Raw genomic sequence first — 16910 nt, 5'->3', positions numbered from 1 at the left:
TCACCTTTTGAAATCAACTGGCATGGACAAGCGCCGCGCTACAAATTAGACACTGGGCATCATCTTTAGCCGCCGCGGGCGGCATTTTTCGATGGAACAGTCGGAATGATCCGCAAACTGCCGCTTTTCGTCGGGACGTTCATCTCCCTCGCGCTCTCTACCGCCGCTTTTGCCCAGCAGGACCCGCTCATCGTCTACAATGCCCAGCACGAAACGCTGGCGCAGGAATGGGCCTCGGCTTTTACCGACGAGACCGGCATTCCCGTGGTGCTGCGCCAGGGGTCGGACCTCGAAGTTGGCAACCAGATCGTGCAAGAAGGCGAAAATTCGCCGGCTGACGTGTTTTTGACGGAGAATTCGCCAGCCATGGTGCTGGTTGATAAAGCTGGTCTCTTCGAAACGCTGCCGGAGGATCTGCTGGCGCAGGTGCCGGAGCAGTTCCGCCCCACCAATGGTAATTGGATGGGCATCGCCGCCCGCTCGACCGTCTTTGCTTATAACAAGGACAAGCTGACCGAAGCCGATCTGCCCAAGACCATGGCGGAACTGGCTGATGCCAAATGGCAGGGCCGCTGGGCCGCTTCGCCCAGTGGCGCCGATTTCCAGGCGATCGTCGCGGCCTATCTCGCGCTCGAAGGCGAGGACGCCACGCTGGCCTGGCTCAAGGGCATGCAAGAAAACGCGGTGATCGTCCGTGGCAATCGCGCTGCTCTGGCGGCAGCCAACAATGGCGAAGTCGATGGCGCACTGATCTACCACTATTATTGGTATGGCGATCAGGCCGGCACGGGCGAGAACAGCAACAGCACCGCCCTCCACTATTTCGGCAATGAGGACCCGGGCGCGTTCGTCTCGATCTCGGGCGGCGGCATTCTCAAGACCAGCAAGCACAAGGACGAGGCCGAAGCCTTTCTCCGCTTCATCACCAGCGCCAAGGGCCAGGATGTGCTGCGCGATGGCACTTCGTTCGAATATGCCGTCGGTGTCGATCACGCGTCCAATCCGGCGCTCCCGGCCCTCGATAGCCTTGATGCGCCAAAGATCGATCCGAGCCAGCTCGACACCGTCGGCGCGGCGCGTTTGATGACGGAAGCCGGGCTTCTCTAGTCAGCTCATGAGCGCGGTGACGGAAATCGCTATGGCGGATGGCCCGCGGCGCCGCTTGCGGTGGCGCCCGGCGCATCCCGTCGTCACCGCTTTTGCTGTGCTAACCGGCGCACTCTGCCTGCTGCCGCTTATGTTCGTCGTCTATATCGCGGCAACCAGCGGCTGGCAGGTGATCGCCGACCTTGTGCTCCGCCCCAAGGTTGGCGCGCTGCTGCTCAACACTTTTGCGCTGCTTGGGCTGGTCTTGCCGCTATCGGTAGCGCTGGGGCTGGGGCTGGCGTGGTTGATCGAGCGGACGGACCTGCCCTTTGCCCGCTTCTGGTCCTGGCTGGTCGTCGCGCCGCTGGCGTTGCCGGCTTTCGTCCATTCCTACGCCTGGAGCGCCTTTATGCCGCGCTTTCATGGGCTTGGCGCGGCGGTATTGGTTTCGATCCTTGCCTATCTCCCCTTCGTTTACCTGCCTATCGCTGCGCAATTGCGGCGGCTCGATCCGGCGCTCGAAGAAATGGCGCAGTCCATGGGAAAGCCGCCGCATCTGGTTTTTCTGCAGGTGGTGCTGCCGCAATTGCGGCTGGCGATCATGGGCGGGGCGCTGCTGATCGGGCTGCATCTGATGGCCGAATATGGGCTCTTCGTCCTGACGCGCTTCGACACTTTCGCCACCGTGATCGTCGATCAGTTCCAGTCTGCCTATAGCGGGCCATCGGCGAATTTGCTGGGCGGCGTCTTGGTCTTGCTGTGTCTGATGCTGCTTGGGCTCGAGACTGGCTTGCGTGGGGAGGAGCGATACGCGCGGGTTGGCGGCGGCGCCGCACGCGGGCGCATGGTCCAGGCATTGGGCAAGTGGCGCTGGATAGTCCTTATTGTGCCAGCCGGTCTTGCGGCTTTATCGCTGGGCGTGCCGATCCTGACGCTCGGGCGTTGGCTCTGGGCGGGCGGCGCGGAAATCTGGCAATTTGAGTTCATTCTGCCGGCATTGAGCCAGACGGCGGTTTTGGCGCTCAGCGGGGCGTTGCTCACGACGCTGGCCGCGATTCCAATGGCCTGGCTTGCCGTTCGGGCCCCAAGCAAAGTGCAGCGCTGGCTCGAGGGGAGCCACACCTATGTCGGCGCTCTGCCAGGCGTGATCATCGCGCTGGCGCTGGTGACGATCACCGTTCAGGTCGCACTGCCCCTCTATCAGACCGTCGCGACACTGCTTTTTGCCTATGTGCTGATGTTCATGCCTCGCGCGCTTGTTGGCCTACGGACCAGCATTGCGCAGGCGCCGGTCGAGCTTGAACGGGCAGCAGCAAGCCTTGGGCGCAAACCGCTGGCTGCGGTCTGGCATACGACGATCCGGCTTGCAGCACCCGGCGCGGCGGCGAGTGCGGCGTTGGTAGCGCTGGGGATCACGACGGAACTGACAGCGACGCTGATGCTGGCGCCCAATGGCACGCGGACGCTGGCCATGCGCTTCTGGTCTTATACAAGCGAACTCGACTTTGCTTCCGCCGCACCCTATGCGGTGCTGATGATCCTCTTCTCCTGTCCCCTCGTCATCCTGTTGCAACTGCAAGCCGATCGCCCGGAGCGCGGCTGATGCTCGTGCTTGACGGCGTGACGAAGCTTTACGGCGGCCAGCCGGGCGTGCGCGATGTCAGCCTAACGGCGCCGCGAGGCGGCCGGACGGTGGTGGTCGGCCCATCGGGCTCTGGCAAAACAACGCTATTGCGGCTGATCGCCGGCTTCGAGAACCTCGACGCCGGCAGCCTCACACTCTCGCACCGGTCACTCTGCAAGGCGGGGCAAAGCGTGCCGCCCCATCGGCGCAACATTGCTTATGTGGCGCAGGAAGGTGCGCTGTTTCCCCATATGAGCATTGGGGAAAATATCGGCTTTGCCGTGCCCAAGAGCGATGCTGGCCGGAGCGCGCGGATCGGGGAACTGCTTGAACGCGTCGGCCTGCCACCGGAAATGATAGCGCGCCGCCCCCACGAACTTTCGGGTGGCCAGCAGCAGCGCGTGGCGCTTGCGCGCGCGCTCGCCCAGAAACCGGACTTGATGCTGCTCGATGAGCCATTCTCGGCGCTCGACACCGGTCTCCGCGAGGCCATGCGCGACATGGTGGGCGATTTGCTCGCTGAGGCAGGGATCACCACTATACTTGTGACCCATGATCAGGCCGAGGCACTGGCTTTTGCCGACCATCTCGTCGTCATGCGCGCCGGATCGGTGGCCGATGCGGGCCCGCCGCAGCGGCTTTACGCGCAGCCGGCCGATGTCGAGACTGCGCGGTTCTTAGGCGAGGCCATCGTGGTCACAGGGGCGCTTGAGAACGGTGTCGCCCACACGCCTCTGGGCATGATCGCGGTCAACCATCCGGATCAGGGGCGTGCCGAGATTCTCGTGCGGCCAGAACATATAGTTTTGGGTCCCGACGGCGCGAAGGGTGTCATTACGCACCGCGCCTATCGTGGCGCGCAGTGGCGGCTTGAGATCAAGCCGGATGCGGATGTCCCTTCGATAATCGTCGATGTGCCCGCGACGGTGGAGCACCAGCCGGGTGACGTGGTTTTCCTGCAGGTCGCAGGAAAAGGTCACGTCTTCGCCTAGGCCTCCGAGGCCTCGCGCAGACGATAACCGACGCCGGTTTCGTTTTCGATGAGGCCCGTTCCGGCGCCAAGTTTTGCCCGCAACTGGCCGACGAGCACCCGCAGATATTGCGCATCGTCCTTGTGAGCGGGTCCCCAGAGCCGTTGCAACGCCATGGCATGGGTCACGACGCGCCCGGCGTTATCGGCCAACAGCACGAAGAGATCGTATTCCTTGGGCGTCAGGTGGATGGTGTCCCCTGCCCGGTGCACGAGCCGCTTGTCGCGATCGAGGACGATATCGCCGAAGGCTTGCGGCTTATGCGGTATCGTTGCGGGTTCGCGATGCCGGAGAGCGACCCGGAGGCGTGCGAGAAATTCGCCGATGCCGAACGGCTTTTCGATATAGTCGTCCGCTCCCGCGTCGAGCGCAGCGATCTTCTCGGCCTCCTGATCGCGGGCCGACAACACGATGATCGGCACGGTCGAAAAGGCGCGCACCGTCTGAATGACTTCCTTGCCATCCCCATCGGGAAGGCCTAGGTCGAGGACGATCAAGGCAGGCGAGCGTGTTGCGGCTAGGCGCTTTGCAGCGGCGACGGTTTCTGCGCTTTCGACTTCGAAATCGGTCGCTTCGAGTGCTGCGCGCAAGAAGCGCTGGATCTGGGGTTCATCATCGACAACGAGGATACGCGGCTTCACGAGGCTGCTCGCTCGCTGCGCGGCAGGCGGATGACAAAACGCGTGCCGCGGCGACGTATGGCAGGGCTTTCAGCCTTGATCGTTCCGCCCATGGCCATGATGAGCCCGCGCGCAATGGCAAGGCCAAGGCCCGTGCCCGCGGCGCGCCCATCGCCCTTGGTGCGGCGATAAAATTTTTCAAAGATGCGTTCCAGATCCGCCTCCGGGATGCCTTTGCCTTCGTCGGTCACGGCGAGCACAACTTCGCGGCCCTCGCCACGGGCATAGACCGAAATCGTCCCATCGCCACCATATTTGCGCGCATTATCGAGAAGATTGAAGAGAACCTGTTCCAAAAGCGGAGCATCGGCGGCGGCGGCGGGCAGATCATCGGCGAGACTGACGTCGAAATCGACGCCGGGATGAATGCGCCGGGCGCGGGACACTGCGGAGGCGATGACATCGCGAAGGTCGATGGGATCGCGACGCGCCTTGATCATTCCCGCTTCGATGCGGGTCATCTCGAAGAGATTGGCGACAAAGCGCGTCAAGCGCCCGGCTTCCTCTTCAATTGAGAGCAACAGATCGGAACGTGTTTCGACAGGCATTCTATCGCCGAGTTCGCGAAGGCTTGTAACGGCTCCGGTGATGCTGGCGAGCGGGGTCTTGAGATCATGCGAGAGCGAAGAGAGGAGCGCCGCTTGCACCTTTTCGCTTTCGCGGGCGACGGTCGCGCGGGCACTCTCGCGGGAAAGCCGGGCACGATCGAGCGCGATCGCGGATTGTTCAAGGAGCGCATCGAGCGTGCGTTGTTCGCTCTCGCGTGGAGCGCCATCCTCGTGCCGCATGGCAAAGCCGGCGACGGCGAGCACCCGTTGCCCGGCCATGACGGGCCGCAGGAGATAGGGCACTTGCGGCAGGGTGCCCGTGAGAAAGCCGGCAGGCTCGCGCTTGTCGAGCGCCCAGCGCGCCGCGATCATCGCGGTGGCATCAAACGTTTGGTCGGGTGGCCAAGCGGAAATGACATCGAGTTCGCCAGTTTCATCTGGCGCAAGGACGATGACGCCACGACCGAGCGCCGTGTGGAAATGGCTCGCCATGGTGTCGAGCACCTGATCACGGCCAAAGGTTCCAGTCATTTTCCGCGCGAAATCGAGAAGCGCTTGCGCCTGTCGGGCCTGTTGGGCGGTGCGGTCGACGCTGAGCCGCAGGCTCGCCGCGAGTTGGCCCGCCGCCAGCGCCACGGCGACGAAAATGGCAAGTGAGAGCAATTCTTCGGGTCGCGCGACGGTGAGGCGGCCCGTCGGATCGATGAAGAAAACATTGTAGGCGAAAAACGAAAGGAGCGACGCGATCAGCGCCGAGAGGCGACCCGCGACGACCGCCGAGATCAGCACCGCCGCAAGGTACAGCATCGAAAGGTTTTGAAGGGCCACCAGCGCGGACACGCCAAGCCCCAGAAGCGTCGTCGCACCCACCGCGAGGATCGGCACGCCGAGGGTCAACGCCCATTCGGGTGGCGTCTTGCGCCGAGAGAGACTGATCCGGCCTTTGTCCTTTCGCGTCGCCACAACATGAACGCTGATTTCTCCGCCGCGTGCGAGGAGCGCATCAGGAAGGGAGCGACGCCAGAAGGGCGCCTTGCTGCTACGGCCGATGACGATCTGAGTGATATTTTCGCGCCGGGCAATCCTGAGGATGGCGTCAACAAAATCGCGCGCACTTTCGCGGCGGGTTTCTGCGCCGAGACGCTCCGCCAGGCGCAGCGTTGCTTCAAGCGTGTCATTGGCGGCGCCACTCGGTGGCAGGCTATGCGGGCGGAAGACCGATAGCACGATCCACCGGGCATTGAGACCCGAGGCGAGCCGGCTGGCTTCACGCACCACCGTGTCGGACATGCCATCGGGCCCGACGCAGACAAGCAGCCGCTCACCTGTCGCCCAGGGGCCTTCGATGGCACTCTGGCGGAGGAAATCGATCATCTGATCGTCCACCCGATCGGCGGCACGTCGGAGACTGAGCTCGCGTAGCGCCGTAAGCGTCGATGGTTTGAAAAACCCATCGAGCGCCCGACCGGCATTGTCGGGCAGATAGATCTTTCCCGCCTTGAGGCGCTCGATCAGCTCGGCCGGTGGCAGATCGACGAGAATAACCTCATCGGCCCCCTTGAGGACGATATCGGGCACGGTCTCGCGCACGGGAACGCCCGCGATGCGGCCGACGAGTTCGGAGAGGCTTTCGAGGTGCTGGATGTTGAGCGCGGTCCAGACGTCGATCCCCGCGGCGATCAATTCTGCGATATCCTGGTAGCGCTTGGGATGCCGGGCGCCGTCGGGATTGGTGTGGGCGAGTTCATCGACGATCAGCAATTGCGGATGGCGCTTGAGGGCGGCGTCGATATCGAATTCACCATAGGCACCCTGCGCGTCCCGGCGCGGCAGGGTTTCGAGACCTTCAGCGAGGGCGCTGGTCTCCGAGCGGCCATGTGTTTCGACCAGCCCCACGACCACATCGACGCCGCGCTCCTTCAGCGCCTGAGCGCGTTCGAGCATGGCAAAGGTTTTGCCGACGCCCGGCGCCATGCCGAGAAAAATCGTAAGCTTGCCGCGCTTTTCACGCGCGGCAAGCTGCAAAAGAGCGTCCGGATCGGGCCGGTTCTGCTCGCTGCCTTGGCCCATTTTACCTCGCCTCGGGCGCCAATTCGTCGAGCGCCAGATTGAGGGCGAGAACGTTGACACGCGGTTCGCCGAATATACCCAAAACCGGCAATTGCGTCATGCTGGCAATGAGCTCTTCAAGACGCCCCGCTTCAATCCCGCGCGCCTGCGCCACCCGCGCCACCTGCATCTGTGCATTGGCCGGCGTGATATCGGGATCAAGGCCCGAAGCCGAGGTTGTGACGGCATCGGCAGGAATATTTTGGCCCCCCAGTTGCTGGCTTGCCTCAGCAACGCGGTCCACCAGCCGCTTGTCGGTCGGACCATAGTTGGACCCGCTCGATGCCGCAGCATTGTAGGGATCGGGACCAGTGGCCGATGGGCGCGGCCAGAAATAGGTCGGGCCGGTAAAATTCTGGCCGATCAGGGTCGAGCCGATGACGGTGCCATCGCGTTCGATGCGGCTGCCATTGGCCTGGTAGGGCAAAGCGGCCTGGCTGACCCCGGTAATGGCAAGCGGATAAGCGACGCCAAGAAGGAGGGTCAGCGTGACGGTCAGTACGAGGGCCGGGCGAATATGGTTGAGCATGGCAAACTCCTAGATAATGCCAAGGCCGGTGACGATCATGTCAACGAGCTTGATGCCGACGAAAGGCGCGACGAGACCGCCAAGGCCGTAGATCAGCAGATTACGCGAGAGCAGCGCGGCGGCGCCGACCGGGCGATATTTGACGCCGCGGAGAGCCAGCGGGATCAGGGCGACGATGATCAAGGCATTGAAGATGACGGCCGAGAGAATGGCCGATTGCGGCGAAGCGAGGCCCATGATGTTGAGCGCAGCAAGGCCGGGATAGGTCGCGACGAACAGCGCCGGGATGATGGCAAAATATTTCGCGACATCGTTGGCAATCGAGAACGTCGTCAGCGCCCCGCGCGTCATGAGGATTTGCTTCCCGATCTCGACGATCTCGATGAGCTTTGTGGGGCTAGAATCAAGATCGACCATGTTGCCGGCTTCGCGAGCGGCTTGCGTGCCCGACTGCATGGCAACACCGACATCTGCTTGGGCGAGGGCGGGCGCGTCATTGGTGCCATCGCCGCACATGGCGATCAACCGGCCGCCGGTCTGCTCCTTGCGGATGAAGTCGAGCTTCTGCTCGGGCGTCGCTTCGGCGAGGAAGTCGTCGACGCCAGCCTCAGAGGCGATGGCGGCGGCGGTGATGGGGTTATCGCCGGTGACCATGACCGTGCGGATGCCCATGGCGCGCAGCGCGGCGAAGCGCTCCTTGATGCCGGGCTTGACAACGTCCTTGAGATGGACGACGCCGAGCAGGCGATCGGCTTCGGCCACGGCCAGCGGCGTGCCGCCGGAACGGGCGATGGATTCAACCGCTTTGATGAACTCGGCACCGGCTTGATCGCGATCGAGACCCACGAAGCGGAGCACGGCGTCGACTGAACCCTTGCGGATGCGACGGCCTTCGACATCCACGCCCGAGAGGCGGGTCTGGGCGGAGAAGGGGATGAACGTCGTTGCTATAGCGGCGTGTGGGGGTTCGGTCACGCGATACTCGTCGCGGGCGAGAGCGACAATGGAGCGGCCTTCGGCTGTTTCGTCGGCGAGGCTTGAGAGCAGAACGGCTTCGGCCAGCGCCTTGTCGCTGACGCCACCGACCGGAATGAATTCCGAAGCCATGCGATTGCCGAAGGTGATGGTGCCGGTCTTGTCGAGGAGCAGCGTATCAACGTCGCCTGCAGCTTCCACGGCACGGCCCGAAGTGGCGATGACGTTGAAGCGGATCAGCCGATCCATGCCGGCAATGCCGATGGCCGAGAGTAGCCCGCCGATCGTGGTCGGGATCAGCGTCACGAGCAGCGCCGCCAGCACGACCGCCGAAAGATCGGTGCCGGAATAGGCGGCCAGGCCATAGAGCGTGACGACGGCAATCAGAAAGATCAGCGTCAGGCCCGACAGCAGGATCGAGAGGGCGATCTCGTTCGGCGTCTTCTGCCGCTTCGCACCTTCGATGAGGCCGATCATGCGATCGACGAAGCTTTCGCCGGGACGCGTCGTGATCCGGATTTTGAGCCAATCCGAGATCACCTGCGTGCCGCCGGTCACAGCCGACCGGTCACCGCCGGCTTCGCGGATCACGGGTGCTGATTCACCGGTAATGGCGCTTTCATTGACCGAGGCGACGCCTTCAATGACTTCGCCATCGCCTGGGATGAGGTCGTTGACCTCGACGATGACGACATCGCCGATCTTGAGGGCCGTCGATGGAATGACTTCGCTGGAACGGTCGCCGGGCTTGTCGGGGAAAAGCAGCTTTTTGGCGAAGAGATCGGTCTTCGCGCGGCGCAGACTTTCGGCCTGTGCCTTGCCGCGCCCTTCGGCGACGGCCTCGGCAAAGGTGGCGAATAGTACGGTGAACCAGAGCCAGAGCGCGATCTGGCCGGAAAAACCAGCGGTCGTGCTGCTGGTCAGAAGGTCCTGGATGAAGATGACCGTCACCACCACGGCGACAATCTCGGTGACAAAAATCACCGGATTGCGCACGAGCTGGCGCGGGTCGAGCTTTATCACGGCATCGTGCAGGGCCGGCACCAGGATGGCGGGGCTGAAGACAGATATGGATTTTGTCGTCGTGGACATTTGCGTTGGTCCTAAAAGCTTTGGCCGGCGAGCATGGCGAAGTGCTCGGCGATGGGGCCAAGAGCGAGAGCGGGGAAGAACTGCAGCCCGCCCATGATGAGGATGATGCCGATGATGAGGCCGACAAACAGCGGCCGGTCGGTCGGGAAAGTGCCCGAGGAGGCCGGAACGCGTGGCTTGGCGGCGAGCGATCCGGCAATGGCCAGAACCGGCACGATATAGGCGAAGCGGCCAAGCATCATGGCAATGCCGAGGGTCGTATTGTACCAGGGTGTATTGCCGGTGAGACCGCCGAAGGCCGAGCCATTATTGCCCGCAGCCGAGGTGAAGGCATAAAGGATTTCGCTGAGGCCATGCGGTCCAGGCGTCAGGATCGGGCTGACCCCGAATTCGGCGACGGCCGAAATGGCGGTGAACCCAAGGATCACGAAGGGCAGGATGAGAATGGCCAGCATGGCCAGCTTCATTTCCCGCGCCTCGATCTTCTTACCCATGAATTCCGGCGTACGGCCAACCATCAAGCCCGCGACGAAAACCGCGAGGATGGCAAAGACCAGCATGCCATAAAGCCCCGAACCCACACCGCCCGGCAAAACTTCGCCAAGTTGCATCAGGAACATTGGCACGAGCCCACCGAGCGGGGTGAGCGAAGAATGCATGGCATTGACGCCGCCATCGGAAAGACCCGTGGTGACCGCGGCATAAAGCGCGTTCATGGACTGGCCGAAGCGGACTTCCTTGCCCTCAAAATTGCCCATGGCGACATCGAGACCGGCGCCGTGCAGCAGCGGATTGCCCGCCGTTTCGGCCCAAAAGACGACGCCCGTGCCGACGACGAGCATGATGATTGTCACCGAAATCAGCGCCCAACCCTGGCGGCGATTGCCGACCATCTGGCCAAATGAATAGACCAGTGCCAGCGAGATCGAGAGCATGGCAATGATATTGAGATAGTTCGAGAAAGCGTTGGGGTTCTCGAACGGATGAGCAGCATTGACGTTGAAGAAGCCGCCGCCATTGGTGCCAAGTTGCTTGATGGCTTCCTGGCTCGCTACAGGCCCGGTCGCAATCGTCTGCTGCGCGCCTTCAAGCGTCGTTGCGACGAAATTGGCATCGAGATTTTGCGGTAGGCCCAGGGCAACAAAGGCCAGCGCCACGATGATGGCGAGGGGGAGCAGCACATAGAGCGTGGCGCGGGTCATATCGACCCAAAAGTTGCCCAGCGCCGAGGTTTTCGAGCGGATGAAGGCCCGCGTAACAGCCATGGCAACGGCGATACCAGTCGCAGCCGACAGGAAATTCTGCACCGTCAGCCCAGCCATCTGACTGAAATTGCTCAGCGTGCTTTCGCCGGCATAGTTCTGCCAGTTGGTATTGGTCACGAAACTGACCGCGGTGTTGAAGGCGAGGTCTGGCGCGACGGGCCCGAAGCCCTGCGGATTGAAAGGCAGCACGCCCTGCAGACGCAAGATGGCAAAGAGCGCCAGCAGACCCGCAAGGCTGAAGGCGAGCACCGAAAAGGTGTAGCTGAGACAGCCCTGTTCGTCTTCGCGCCGAACGCCGGCCAGTTTGTAGAAACCGGTTTCGACCGGCGACAGGACCGGCGAGAGCCATGTGCGCTCGCCCGAAAAAACGCGCGCCATATAGAGCCCGAGCGGCTTGGCAAGCAAAAGCGTTGCAATCAGCACAAGGCCGATCTGCACCCATCCGATGATGGTCATTTGAAAACTCCGATCCGGTCAGAACCGCTCGGGACGCAGCAGCGTCACCAGAAGATAGATGGCAAGCACCAGCGCGACGAGGAATGAGACAAGCAACATGGCAGGGCTAAAGCCGATCGAGCGCCAACGCATAGCCCGCGAGAGCGGCGAGCATGGCGGCACCAAGAAAGATGAAGAGAATATCGAGCATGGACAGAACTCCGACTGGAGCCTCTCCATTGCATCCGCGGCGCCTCAAGCTTCCATATGGATTGGATGGCGGCGGTATAAAGATTGCATAAAAGCGAAGGCCCGCATCATGTGCGGGCCTTCTCAAGATCACGCCTGGACTGGCGCGACGTCTTCGCGCGGCGGCTCTGGTTCGGGCTTGATCCTGAACCAGGTGACATAGAGTGCCGGCAGGAAAACCAGCGTCAGCATAGTGCCGACGAGGATGCCGCCGATCATGGCAAAGGCCATGGGGCTCCAGAACACTTCGGTTGCGATCGGGATCAGCCCAAGGCTTGCGGCCAACGCGGTGAGAAGGATCGGGCGGACGCGATGCTCGGTGGCTTCCACCACCGCTTTCCAGGCTGCCATGCCTTCGCTCCGCAAATGCTCGATCTGGACGATCAGGATAACCGAATTGCGCACGAGAATGCCGATCAGCGCCAGAATGCCGAGAATGGCGACAAAGCCAAGCGGCTTGCCCGACGGCAGCAGCGCAGCGACGACACCGATCAAAGCAAGCGGCGCCACGGCGACGACGAGGAAGAGCCGCGAAAAGCTCTGCAATTGCAGCATCAACACGGTCGCCATGACGAAGAGCATGAGGGGAACGACAGCGATGATCGGTGCCGTGGATTCGGCGCTGCTCTCGACTGTGCCGCCTACGGCAATCGAATAGCCGGCGGGCAGCGTCTCGCTGAAAGCATCGACTGCAGGCTTCAGACCGGCAGCAACGGTTGCCGGCTGGAGATGGCCGAGCACGTCGGCACTGACGGTGAGCGTCGGGACGCGATTGCGCCGGACGATCATCGGATGCTCCTGAGTATAGGAAAGCGTTGCGACCGACGAGAGCGGAATGGCACGGCCGTCACCCGTCGAGAGCTGCAGGTTCTGCAGCGTTTCGAGCGAGTCGCGTTCGGCCGCTTCCGCCCGGCCTACAACCGTGACGAGGTAAATGCTATCGCGGATCTGGGTGATCGGTTGGCCGCTCGAAATACCGTTGAGACCATTGGCGATATCGGCATTGGTGATGCCTAATTGCCGCGCCTTGTCCTGAAGCACATCAACTTCGACGACCCGCATGGTCTCCATCCAATCATAGCGAACGAGCCCGAGATTAGGATTTTCGCTGATCTTGGCCGAGAGCTGCTGGGAAAGCGTGCGGACGGTTTCGATATCGGGACCACTGACGCGGTACTGGATCGGGCGGGATACCGGTGGGCCAAGCGAGAGCGTGCCGACATAGGTATCGGTGCCGGGGAAAGTCGTGCGGAGATAGGCTTCGATCTCCTCCTTCACCTGATCGCGGACCTCGATGCTCTTGGTGACGATCACGGTCTGGCCCAGCGAGGGCCGGCCGGCGGGAACGTCGAGCGTCAGGACGAAGCGCGGCGCGCCCTCCCCGACATGGCTCGAGAAGTGGTCGATATTGGCATTGCCGATCAGCGCTTCGCTCTCGAACTTGGCGATCTGCGCCTGGGTTTCGGCGATCGACGCATTCTGCGGCAGGTGCCAATCGACGATCAGTTCGGGCCGGTCCGAGGACGGGAAGAATTGCTGCTGCACATGGGTGAGCCCATAGACCGAGACACCGAAGAGCGCGACGGTGAAGGCTATGGTCAGCCATTTGAGCCGCATGGCGCCTTCGATGAGATTGGAAAAGCCCGTCATCAGGCGGCCCTTGCCATGCCCCTTGTGCTTCATCTGCTTGGGCAGAATGGTGACACCAAGCAGAGGCGTAAACAGCACTGCAACGACCCAGGACACGATCAGCGAAATCGCGAGGACCACGAAGAGGGTATAGGTGAATTCACCGGCTTGGCTCGGATTGAGGCCGATCGGGATAAAGCCCGCGACGGTCACGAGCGTCCCGGTCAGCATCGGGAAGGCGGTCGAGGTATAGACGGCCGTCGCCGCGTTGCGGAGGCTCTCTCCCGCTTCGAGCTTTGAGACCATCATCTCGACCGCAATCATCGCGTCGTCGACGAGGAGGCCCAGCGCAATGATCAGCGCACCAAGCGAAACACGCTGGAGCGAGATGCCGAGATAGGACATCGCGAGGAAGGTGATCGCCAAGACGAGCGGGATCGATAGGGCCACAACCATGCCCGCTCGGAGGCCAAGGCTGACAAAGCTGACGATCAGGACGATGGCGACGGCTTCAAAGAGCGCCTTGGTGAAGCCGTTGACGGCTTCTTCGACCACATGCGGCTGGTCGGAAACGCGATGGATTTCGACGCCATAGGGCAGTTCCGCGACGATCCGGTCAACCTCATGTTCGAGGCCTTCGCCGAATTCGAGCAAATTGCCCCCTGCCCTCATGCCGATGGCGAGGCCGATAGCCGGCTGGCCATTATAGCGGAACAGCGCGGTCGGGGGATCGGTGTAGCCCCGGCTGATGGTGGCTACGTCAACGAGGCGGAAGAAGCGCTCGCCGAGCCGGAGATTGATGTTCTTGAGGCTCTCGTCGGAGGTAAACTGCCCACCGACGCGAACAACGACGCGCTGTGACCCGGCCTGAACGACGCCGGACGAGGTGATCGCGTTTTGATCTTGCAGCGTCGCGATAACCTCGGCCTCGCTGATGCCGAGGGCGGCAAGCTGGCGGGTCGAAAATTCGAGGAAGACCTTTTCATCCTGCGCGCCGACGAGTTCGACGCTGCCGGCTTCGGGGAGCGTCAGAATTTTCGAGCGGGCGTCTTCGACATAATCGCGCAATTGGCGCTGGGTCAGCCCATCGCCGGTGAACGCGAAGATATTGCCATAGACGTCGCCAAACCGGTCGTTGAAGAACGGGCCCTGCACGCCTTGGGGGAAGGTGTAGGCGATGTCGCCAATCATCGAGCGCACTTCTTCCCACACCGAACGGACGGTAGCGGCAGGGGTCTCATTGCGCAGCGTGACATAGACTGTCGTCTTGCCGGCAACTGTCACCGAGCGGCTATAATCGAGCGTCTGCAAATCCTGGAGTTCGCGCTCGATCCGTTCGGTGACCTGATCGGTCACTTCCTCGGCCGACGCGCCCGGCCATTGGGCAACGATGACCATGGTGCGGATTGTGAAGGCCGGATCTTCCTCGCGGCCGAGATGGAGATAGGAAAAGACGCCGGCGACCAGAGCTACGGCCATGAAATACCAGACGAGCGAGCGATGCTGGAGCGCCCAATCGGAGAGGTTAAAGCCCTTCATTTACTTGCTCTCCTGCTCGAGCTTGATCTTCTGGCCATCGGCAAGGCTATTGACCCCGGCAATGACGACCCGCTCCCCTGACTCCAAGCCGGATTGGATAGTCACGAAGCCGTTGGCGGCCGGCGCAACGGTGACGTTGCGTTGGCTGACGGTCGCATCAGTTTCGTTGACGACGAAAATGCTGGTCGCGCCATCGACGGTCTTGATGGCCACCTGGGGGAGTTCGATCGCCCCGCTCACGCCACCTTGCGGAACAGCGCTTGCGGTGGTGCCGAGCCAGAAATCCTGCGATGGATTTTCAAGGCCGATGCGGAGGCGCCAAGTGCGGGTCACGGGATCGGCCTGCGGCGCGATTTCGCGCAGTGTCCCATCGGCAGCGACATCGGCTGCGAGCTGCGGCACGACCGTGAACCGATCGCCCAGCGAGAGGCCCTGCACCACTTCTTCGGGCACATCGATGACGAGATCGCGATCCTGCGGCTGGGCAATGGTGACCACGGCCTGGCCGGCAGCGACAACCGCGCCGGGCTCGGCACCAATGGCGGTCACGACGCCGTCGATCGAGGCTTTGAGGCCAGTATAGGCCAATTGCTCCTCGGCCTGTTTGACGCGGGATTGGGCCTGGACGAGACCAGCACGGGCGGCTTCCGTCTGTTGCTCGGATTCTTCAAGATTGGACGTCGAAATGACATCACTCTGGTTGAGCGTGCGCAGCCGGCCTTCGCTGGCGGCGGCATTGTCATATTGCGCCTGAGCGGTCTGGAGATTGGCGCGCGCCGTTTCGAGCGAAAGATCGTAGGTGGTGGCGTCGAGCGTTGCGATGGGGTCGCCGATGCTGACGGTATCGCCGACTTCGGCTGTGCGGGTCACGAGCGTGCCCCCAACACGGAAGGATTGGTCCACCGAGACTTGCGGCTCGATGACCCCGACAAAGCCAGCGACCGCGGCGCTGTTGGGCCCGGCGACAATGGAGAGCACCGGGCGGATCGGCGCTTCTGGTGGCGCCTCGGAACTGCAGGCAGCCAAGGTGCTGGCGAGCACCAGGGTAAGGGCGATGGAATAAAACTTGTTCATGCGCCGAGGTCCTGAACATCGACTTTTTGCTGGGGTGAAAGGAATTGCGTGCCGGAGACGACGACGCGATCACCGGGCTCGAGGCCGCTGCTGATCACCACATCGTCGGTGCCGTAGGATTCGATTTCGACGGGCTTGAGCGCGACGATGTTCTGCGCGTCCACCACCCAGACCTGTGCCACCTCGCCCGTCTGCCAAAGGGCGCTCGCGGGGAGATCGATGCGGGTTTCCGCAGGCCAGGACAGCACCGCCGTTACCGCTGATCCCAAAGGCATTTTCGAGCCGTCGTCGAGCGTCACCTTGACCTGAACCGTGCCGGTCGCATCGAGTGAGGGAGCTACTTCTGTTACCGTTCCGGTCGTCGAGATCGCAGGATTGGAGACCAGCGACACCTGCACCGGCCTCGACCTGTCCCAACGCGCAATCGCAGTTTCCTGCACATTGAGCGCCGCCTTGCGCGGGCCGTTTTCAGCGATGACGTAAACCGGGGAGCCGGCCTGGACCACCTCGTCGATCTCGTACAGTCGACGGATGATGACGCCATCGGCCGGTGCCTTGAGTTCGGTATAGCCGGCGCTTTCCTGCGCCAGATCAAGCTGGGCCTGGGCGCTGTCACGGGAATTGCTGGCGGTTTCCAATGCGGTCTGCGCACCATCGAAGGCGCTCTTCGTGGTCAGCCCTTGGTCGAACAGCGATTTCTGACGATCGAGCGTCGCGTTGGCCTGCTTCAGCCGCACTTCGGCGGCCTGAAGGCCGGCAGCGGCCGCTTCGACGTCCGCTTCCTGCTCCTGCGAGGAGAGGCGCGCGAGAACCTGGCCTTTGGTCACAGCCTCGCCGATCTTGGCGCCAAGCTCGGTCAGTTGCCCCGCGGTCAAAAACGCGACCGGCGTCTCGGCACGCGATTGAACGGCTCCGGTGATCTTGAGCGACTTGGCAACATCGGAAAGTGCAACAGACTGAACCTGCACCAGCGCCAGCGGCTTTTCCGGCGGGGTGGCGCTGGAAAAGCACGCGGAAAGGGACGCCATGACCGCGACTACCGTGG

The 16910-nt window shown here is 62.5% G+C and carries 12 protein-coding genes; 3 read left to right on the top strand and 9 right to left on the bottom strand.

The features are described 5' to 3' along the window. Positions 1 to 105 precede the first annotated feature (105 nt). From ASG47_RS19395 to ASG47_RS19385, 3 genes are read left to right on the top strand one after another with little or no spacing between them, the layout of a single operon-like run. Positions 106 to 1107, top strand: coding sequence for an iron ABC transporter substrate-binding protein (locus tag ASG47_RS19395; protein ID WP_061911888.1), 1002 nt, complete (start codon positions 106 to 108; stop codon positions 1105 to 1107). Between the two features lie 7 nt (positions 1108 to 1114). Beyond that, positions 1115 to 2689 carry an ABC transporter permease gene (locus tag ASG47_RS19390; protein WP_061911887.1) on the top strand — a complete coding sequence of 525 codons (1575 nt, stop codon included), beginning with the start codon at positions 1115 to 1117 and terminating at the stop codon, positions 2687 to 2689. Further along, entirely contained in the window at positions 2689 to 3702 is a 1014-nt protein-coding gene (locus ASG47_RS19385; RefSeq protein ID WP_061911886.1) for an ABC transporter ATP-binding protein, read from the top strand. The genes ASG47_RS19390 and ASG47_RS19385 overlap by 1 nt, the downstream gene beginning before the upstream one ends. Here the strand turns inward: ASG47_RS19385 and ASG47_RS19380 are convergent. The 9 genes from ASG47_RS19380 to ASG47_RS19345 all read right to left on the bottom strand — a co-directional run bounded on the left by ASG47_RS19380 (position 3699) and on the right by ASG47_RS19345 (position 16893). Next, positions 3699 to 4382 carry a response regulator gene (locus tag ASG47_RS19380; protein WP_061911885.1) on the bottom strand — a complete coding sequence of 228 codons (684 nt, stop codon included), beginning with the start codon at positions 4380 to 4382 and terminating at the stop codon, positions 3699 to 3701. The genes ASG47_RS19385 and ASG47_RS19380 overlap by 4 nt on opposite strands. Then, positions 4379 to 7039, bottom strand: a complete 2661-nt coding sequence (locus ASG47_RS19375) for a sensor histidine kinase (protein ID WP_061911884.1) — start codon at positions 7037 to 7039, stop codon at positions 4379 to 4381. Before ASG47_RS19375 ends, ASG47_RS19380 begins: the two co-directional genes overlap by 4 nt. 1 nt (position 7040) lies before the next feature. After that, positions 7041 to 7607, bottom strand: coding sequence for a potassium-transporting ATPase subunit KdpC (kdpC, locus tag ASG47_RS19370; protein ID WP_061911883.1), 567 nt, complete (start codon positions 7605 to 7607; stop codon positions 7041 to 7043). Between the two features lie 9 nt (positions 7608 to 7616). Continuing rightward, entirely contained in the window at positions 7617 to 9674 is a 2058-nt protein-coding gene (kdpB, locus tag ASG47_RS19365) for a potassium-transporting ATPase subunit KdpB (RefSeq protein WP_061911882.1), read from the bottom strand. An 11-nt stretch (positions 9675 to 9685) separates the two neighbouring features. Further along, the gene (gene kdpA, locus ASG47_RS19360) at positions 9686 to 11395 is read right to left on the bottom strand and encodes a potassium-transporting ATPase subunit KdpA (RefSeq protein WP_061911881.1); all 1710 of its coding nucleotides are present in this window, start codon (positions 11393 to 11395) and stop codon (positions 9686 to 9688) included. 18 nt (positions 11396 to 11413) lie between these two features. Continuing rightward, complete coding sequence (gene kdpF / locus ASG47_RS20900) at positions 11414 to 11527, bottom strand: K(+)-transporting ATPase subunit F (RefSeq protein WP_162236055.1); 114 nt, start codon at positions 11525 to 11527, stop codon at positions 11414 to 11416. Positions 11528 to 11713: 186 nt separating this feature from the next. Further along, positions 11714 to 14791, bottom strand: coding sequence for an efflux RND transporter permease subunit (locus ASG47_RS19355; protein WP_061911880.1), 3078 nt, complete (start codon positions 14789 to 14791; stop codon positions 11714 to 11716). Beyond that, a complete protein-coding gene (locus ASG47_RS19350; RefSeq protein WP_061911879.1) occupies positions 14792 to 15865 on the bottom strand; it encodes an efflux RND transporter periplasmic adaptor subunit in 1074 nt (357 codons plus the stop codon). It abuts the gene before it with no gap. Continuing rightward, entirely contained in the window at positions 15862 to 16893 is a 1032-nt protein-coding gene (locus ASG47_RS19345) for an efflux RND transporter periplasmic adaptor subunit (protein ID WP_061911878.1), read from the bottom strand. Before ASG47_RS19345 ends, ASG47_RS19350 begins: the two co-directional genes overlap by 4 nt. Between the last annotated feature and the right edge of the window lie 17 nt (positions 16894 to 16910).

This window comes from Devosia sp. Leaf420, from assembly GCF_001425445.1.
Taxonomy (GTDB): Bacteria; Pseudomonadota; Alphaproteobacteria; order Rhizobiales; family Devosiaceae; genus Devosia.
The sequence above is the reverse complement of the archived record's forward strand: the minus strand, read 5'-3'. Positions and strand labels throughout refer to the sequence as shown.

Bases quoted from the DNA above. Each gene is read 5' to 3' on its own strand.
- ASG47_RS19395 (WP_061911888.1), top strand. From the start codon at position 106: ATGATCCGCAAACTGCCGCTTTTCGTCGGGACGTTCATCTCCCTCGCG.
- ASG47_RS19390 (WP_061911887.1), top strand. From the start codon at position 1,115: ATGAGCGCGGTGACGGAAATCGCTATGGCGGATGGCCCGCGGCGCCGC.
- ASG47_RS19385 (WP_061911886.1), top strand. From the start codon at position 2,689: ATGCTCGTGCTTGACGGCGTGACGAAGCTTTACGGCGGCCAGCCGGGC.
- ASG47_RS19375 (WP_061911884.1), bottom strand. From the start codon at position 7,039: ATGGGCCAAGGCAGCGAGCAGAACCGGCCCGATCCGGACGCTCTTTTG.
- kdpC (WP_061911883.1), bottom strand. From the start codon at position 7,607: ATGCTCAACCATATTCGCCCGGCCCTCGTACTGACCGTCACGCTGACC.
- kdpB (WP_061911882.1), bottom strand. From the start codon at position 9,674: ATGTCCACGACGACAAAATCCATATCTGTCTTCAGCCCCGCCATCCTG.
- kdpA (WP_061911881.1), bottom strand. From the start codon at position 11,395: ATGACCATCATCGGATGGGTGCAGATCGGCCTTGTGCTGATTGCAACG.
- kdpF (WP_162236055.1), bottom strand. From the start codon at position 11,527: ATGCGTTGGCGCTCGATCGGCTTTAGCCCTGCCATGTTGCTTGTCTCA.
- ASG47_RS19355 (WP_061911880.1), bottom strand. From the start codon at position 14,791: ATGAAGGGCTTTAACCTCTCCGATTGGGCGCTCCAGCATCGCTCGCTC.
- ASG47_RS19350 (WP_061911879.1), bottom strand. From the start codon at position 15,865: ATGAACAAGTTTTATTCCATCGCCCTTACCCTGGTGCTCGCCAGCACC.
- ASG47_RS19345 (WP_061911878.1), bottom strand. From the start codon at position 16,893: ATGGCGTCCCTTTCCGCGTGCTTTTCCAGCGCCACCCCGCCGGAAAAG.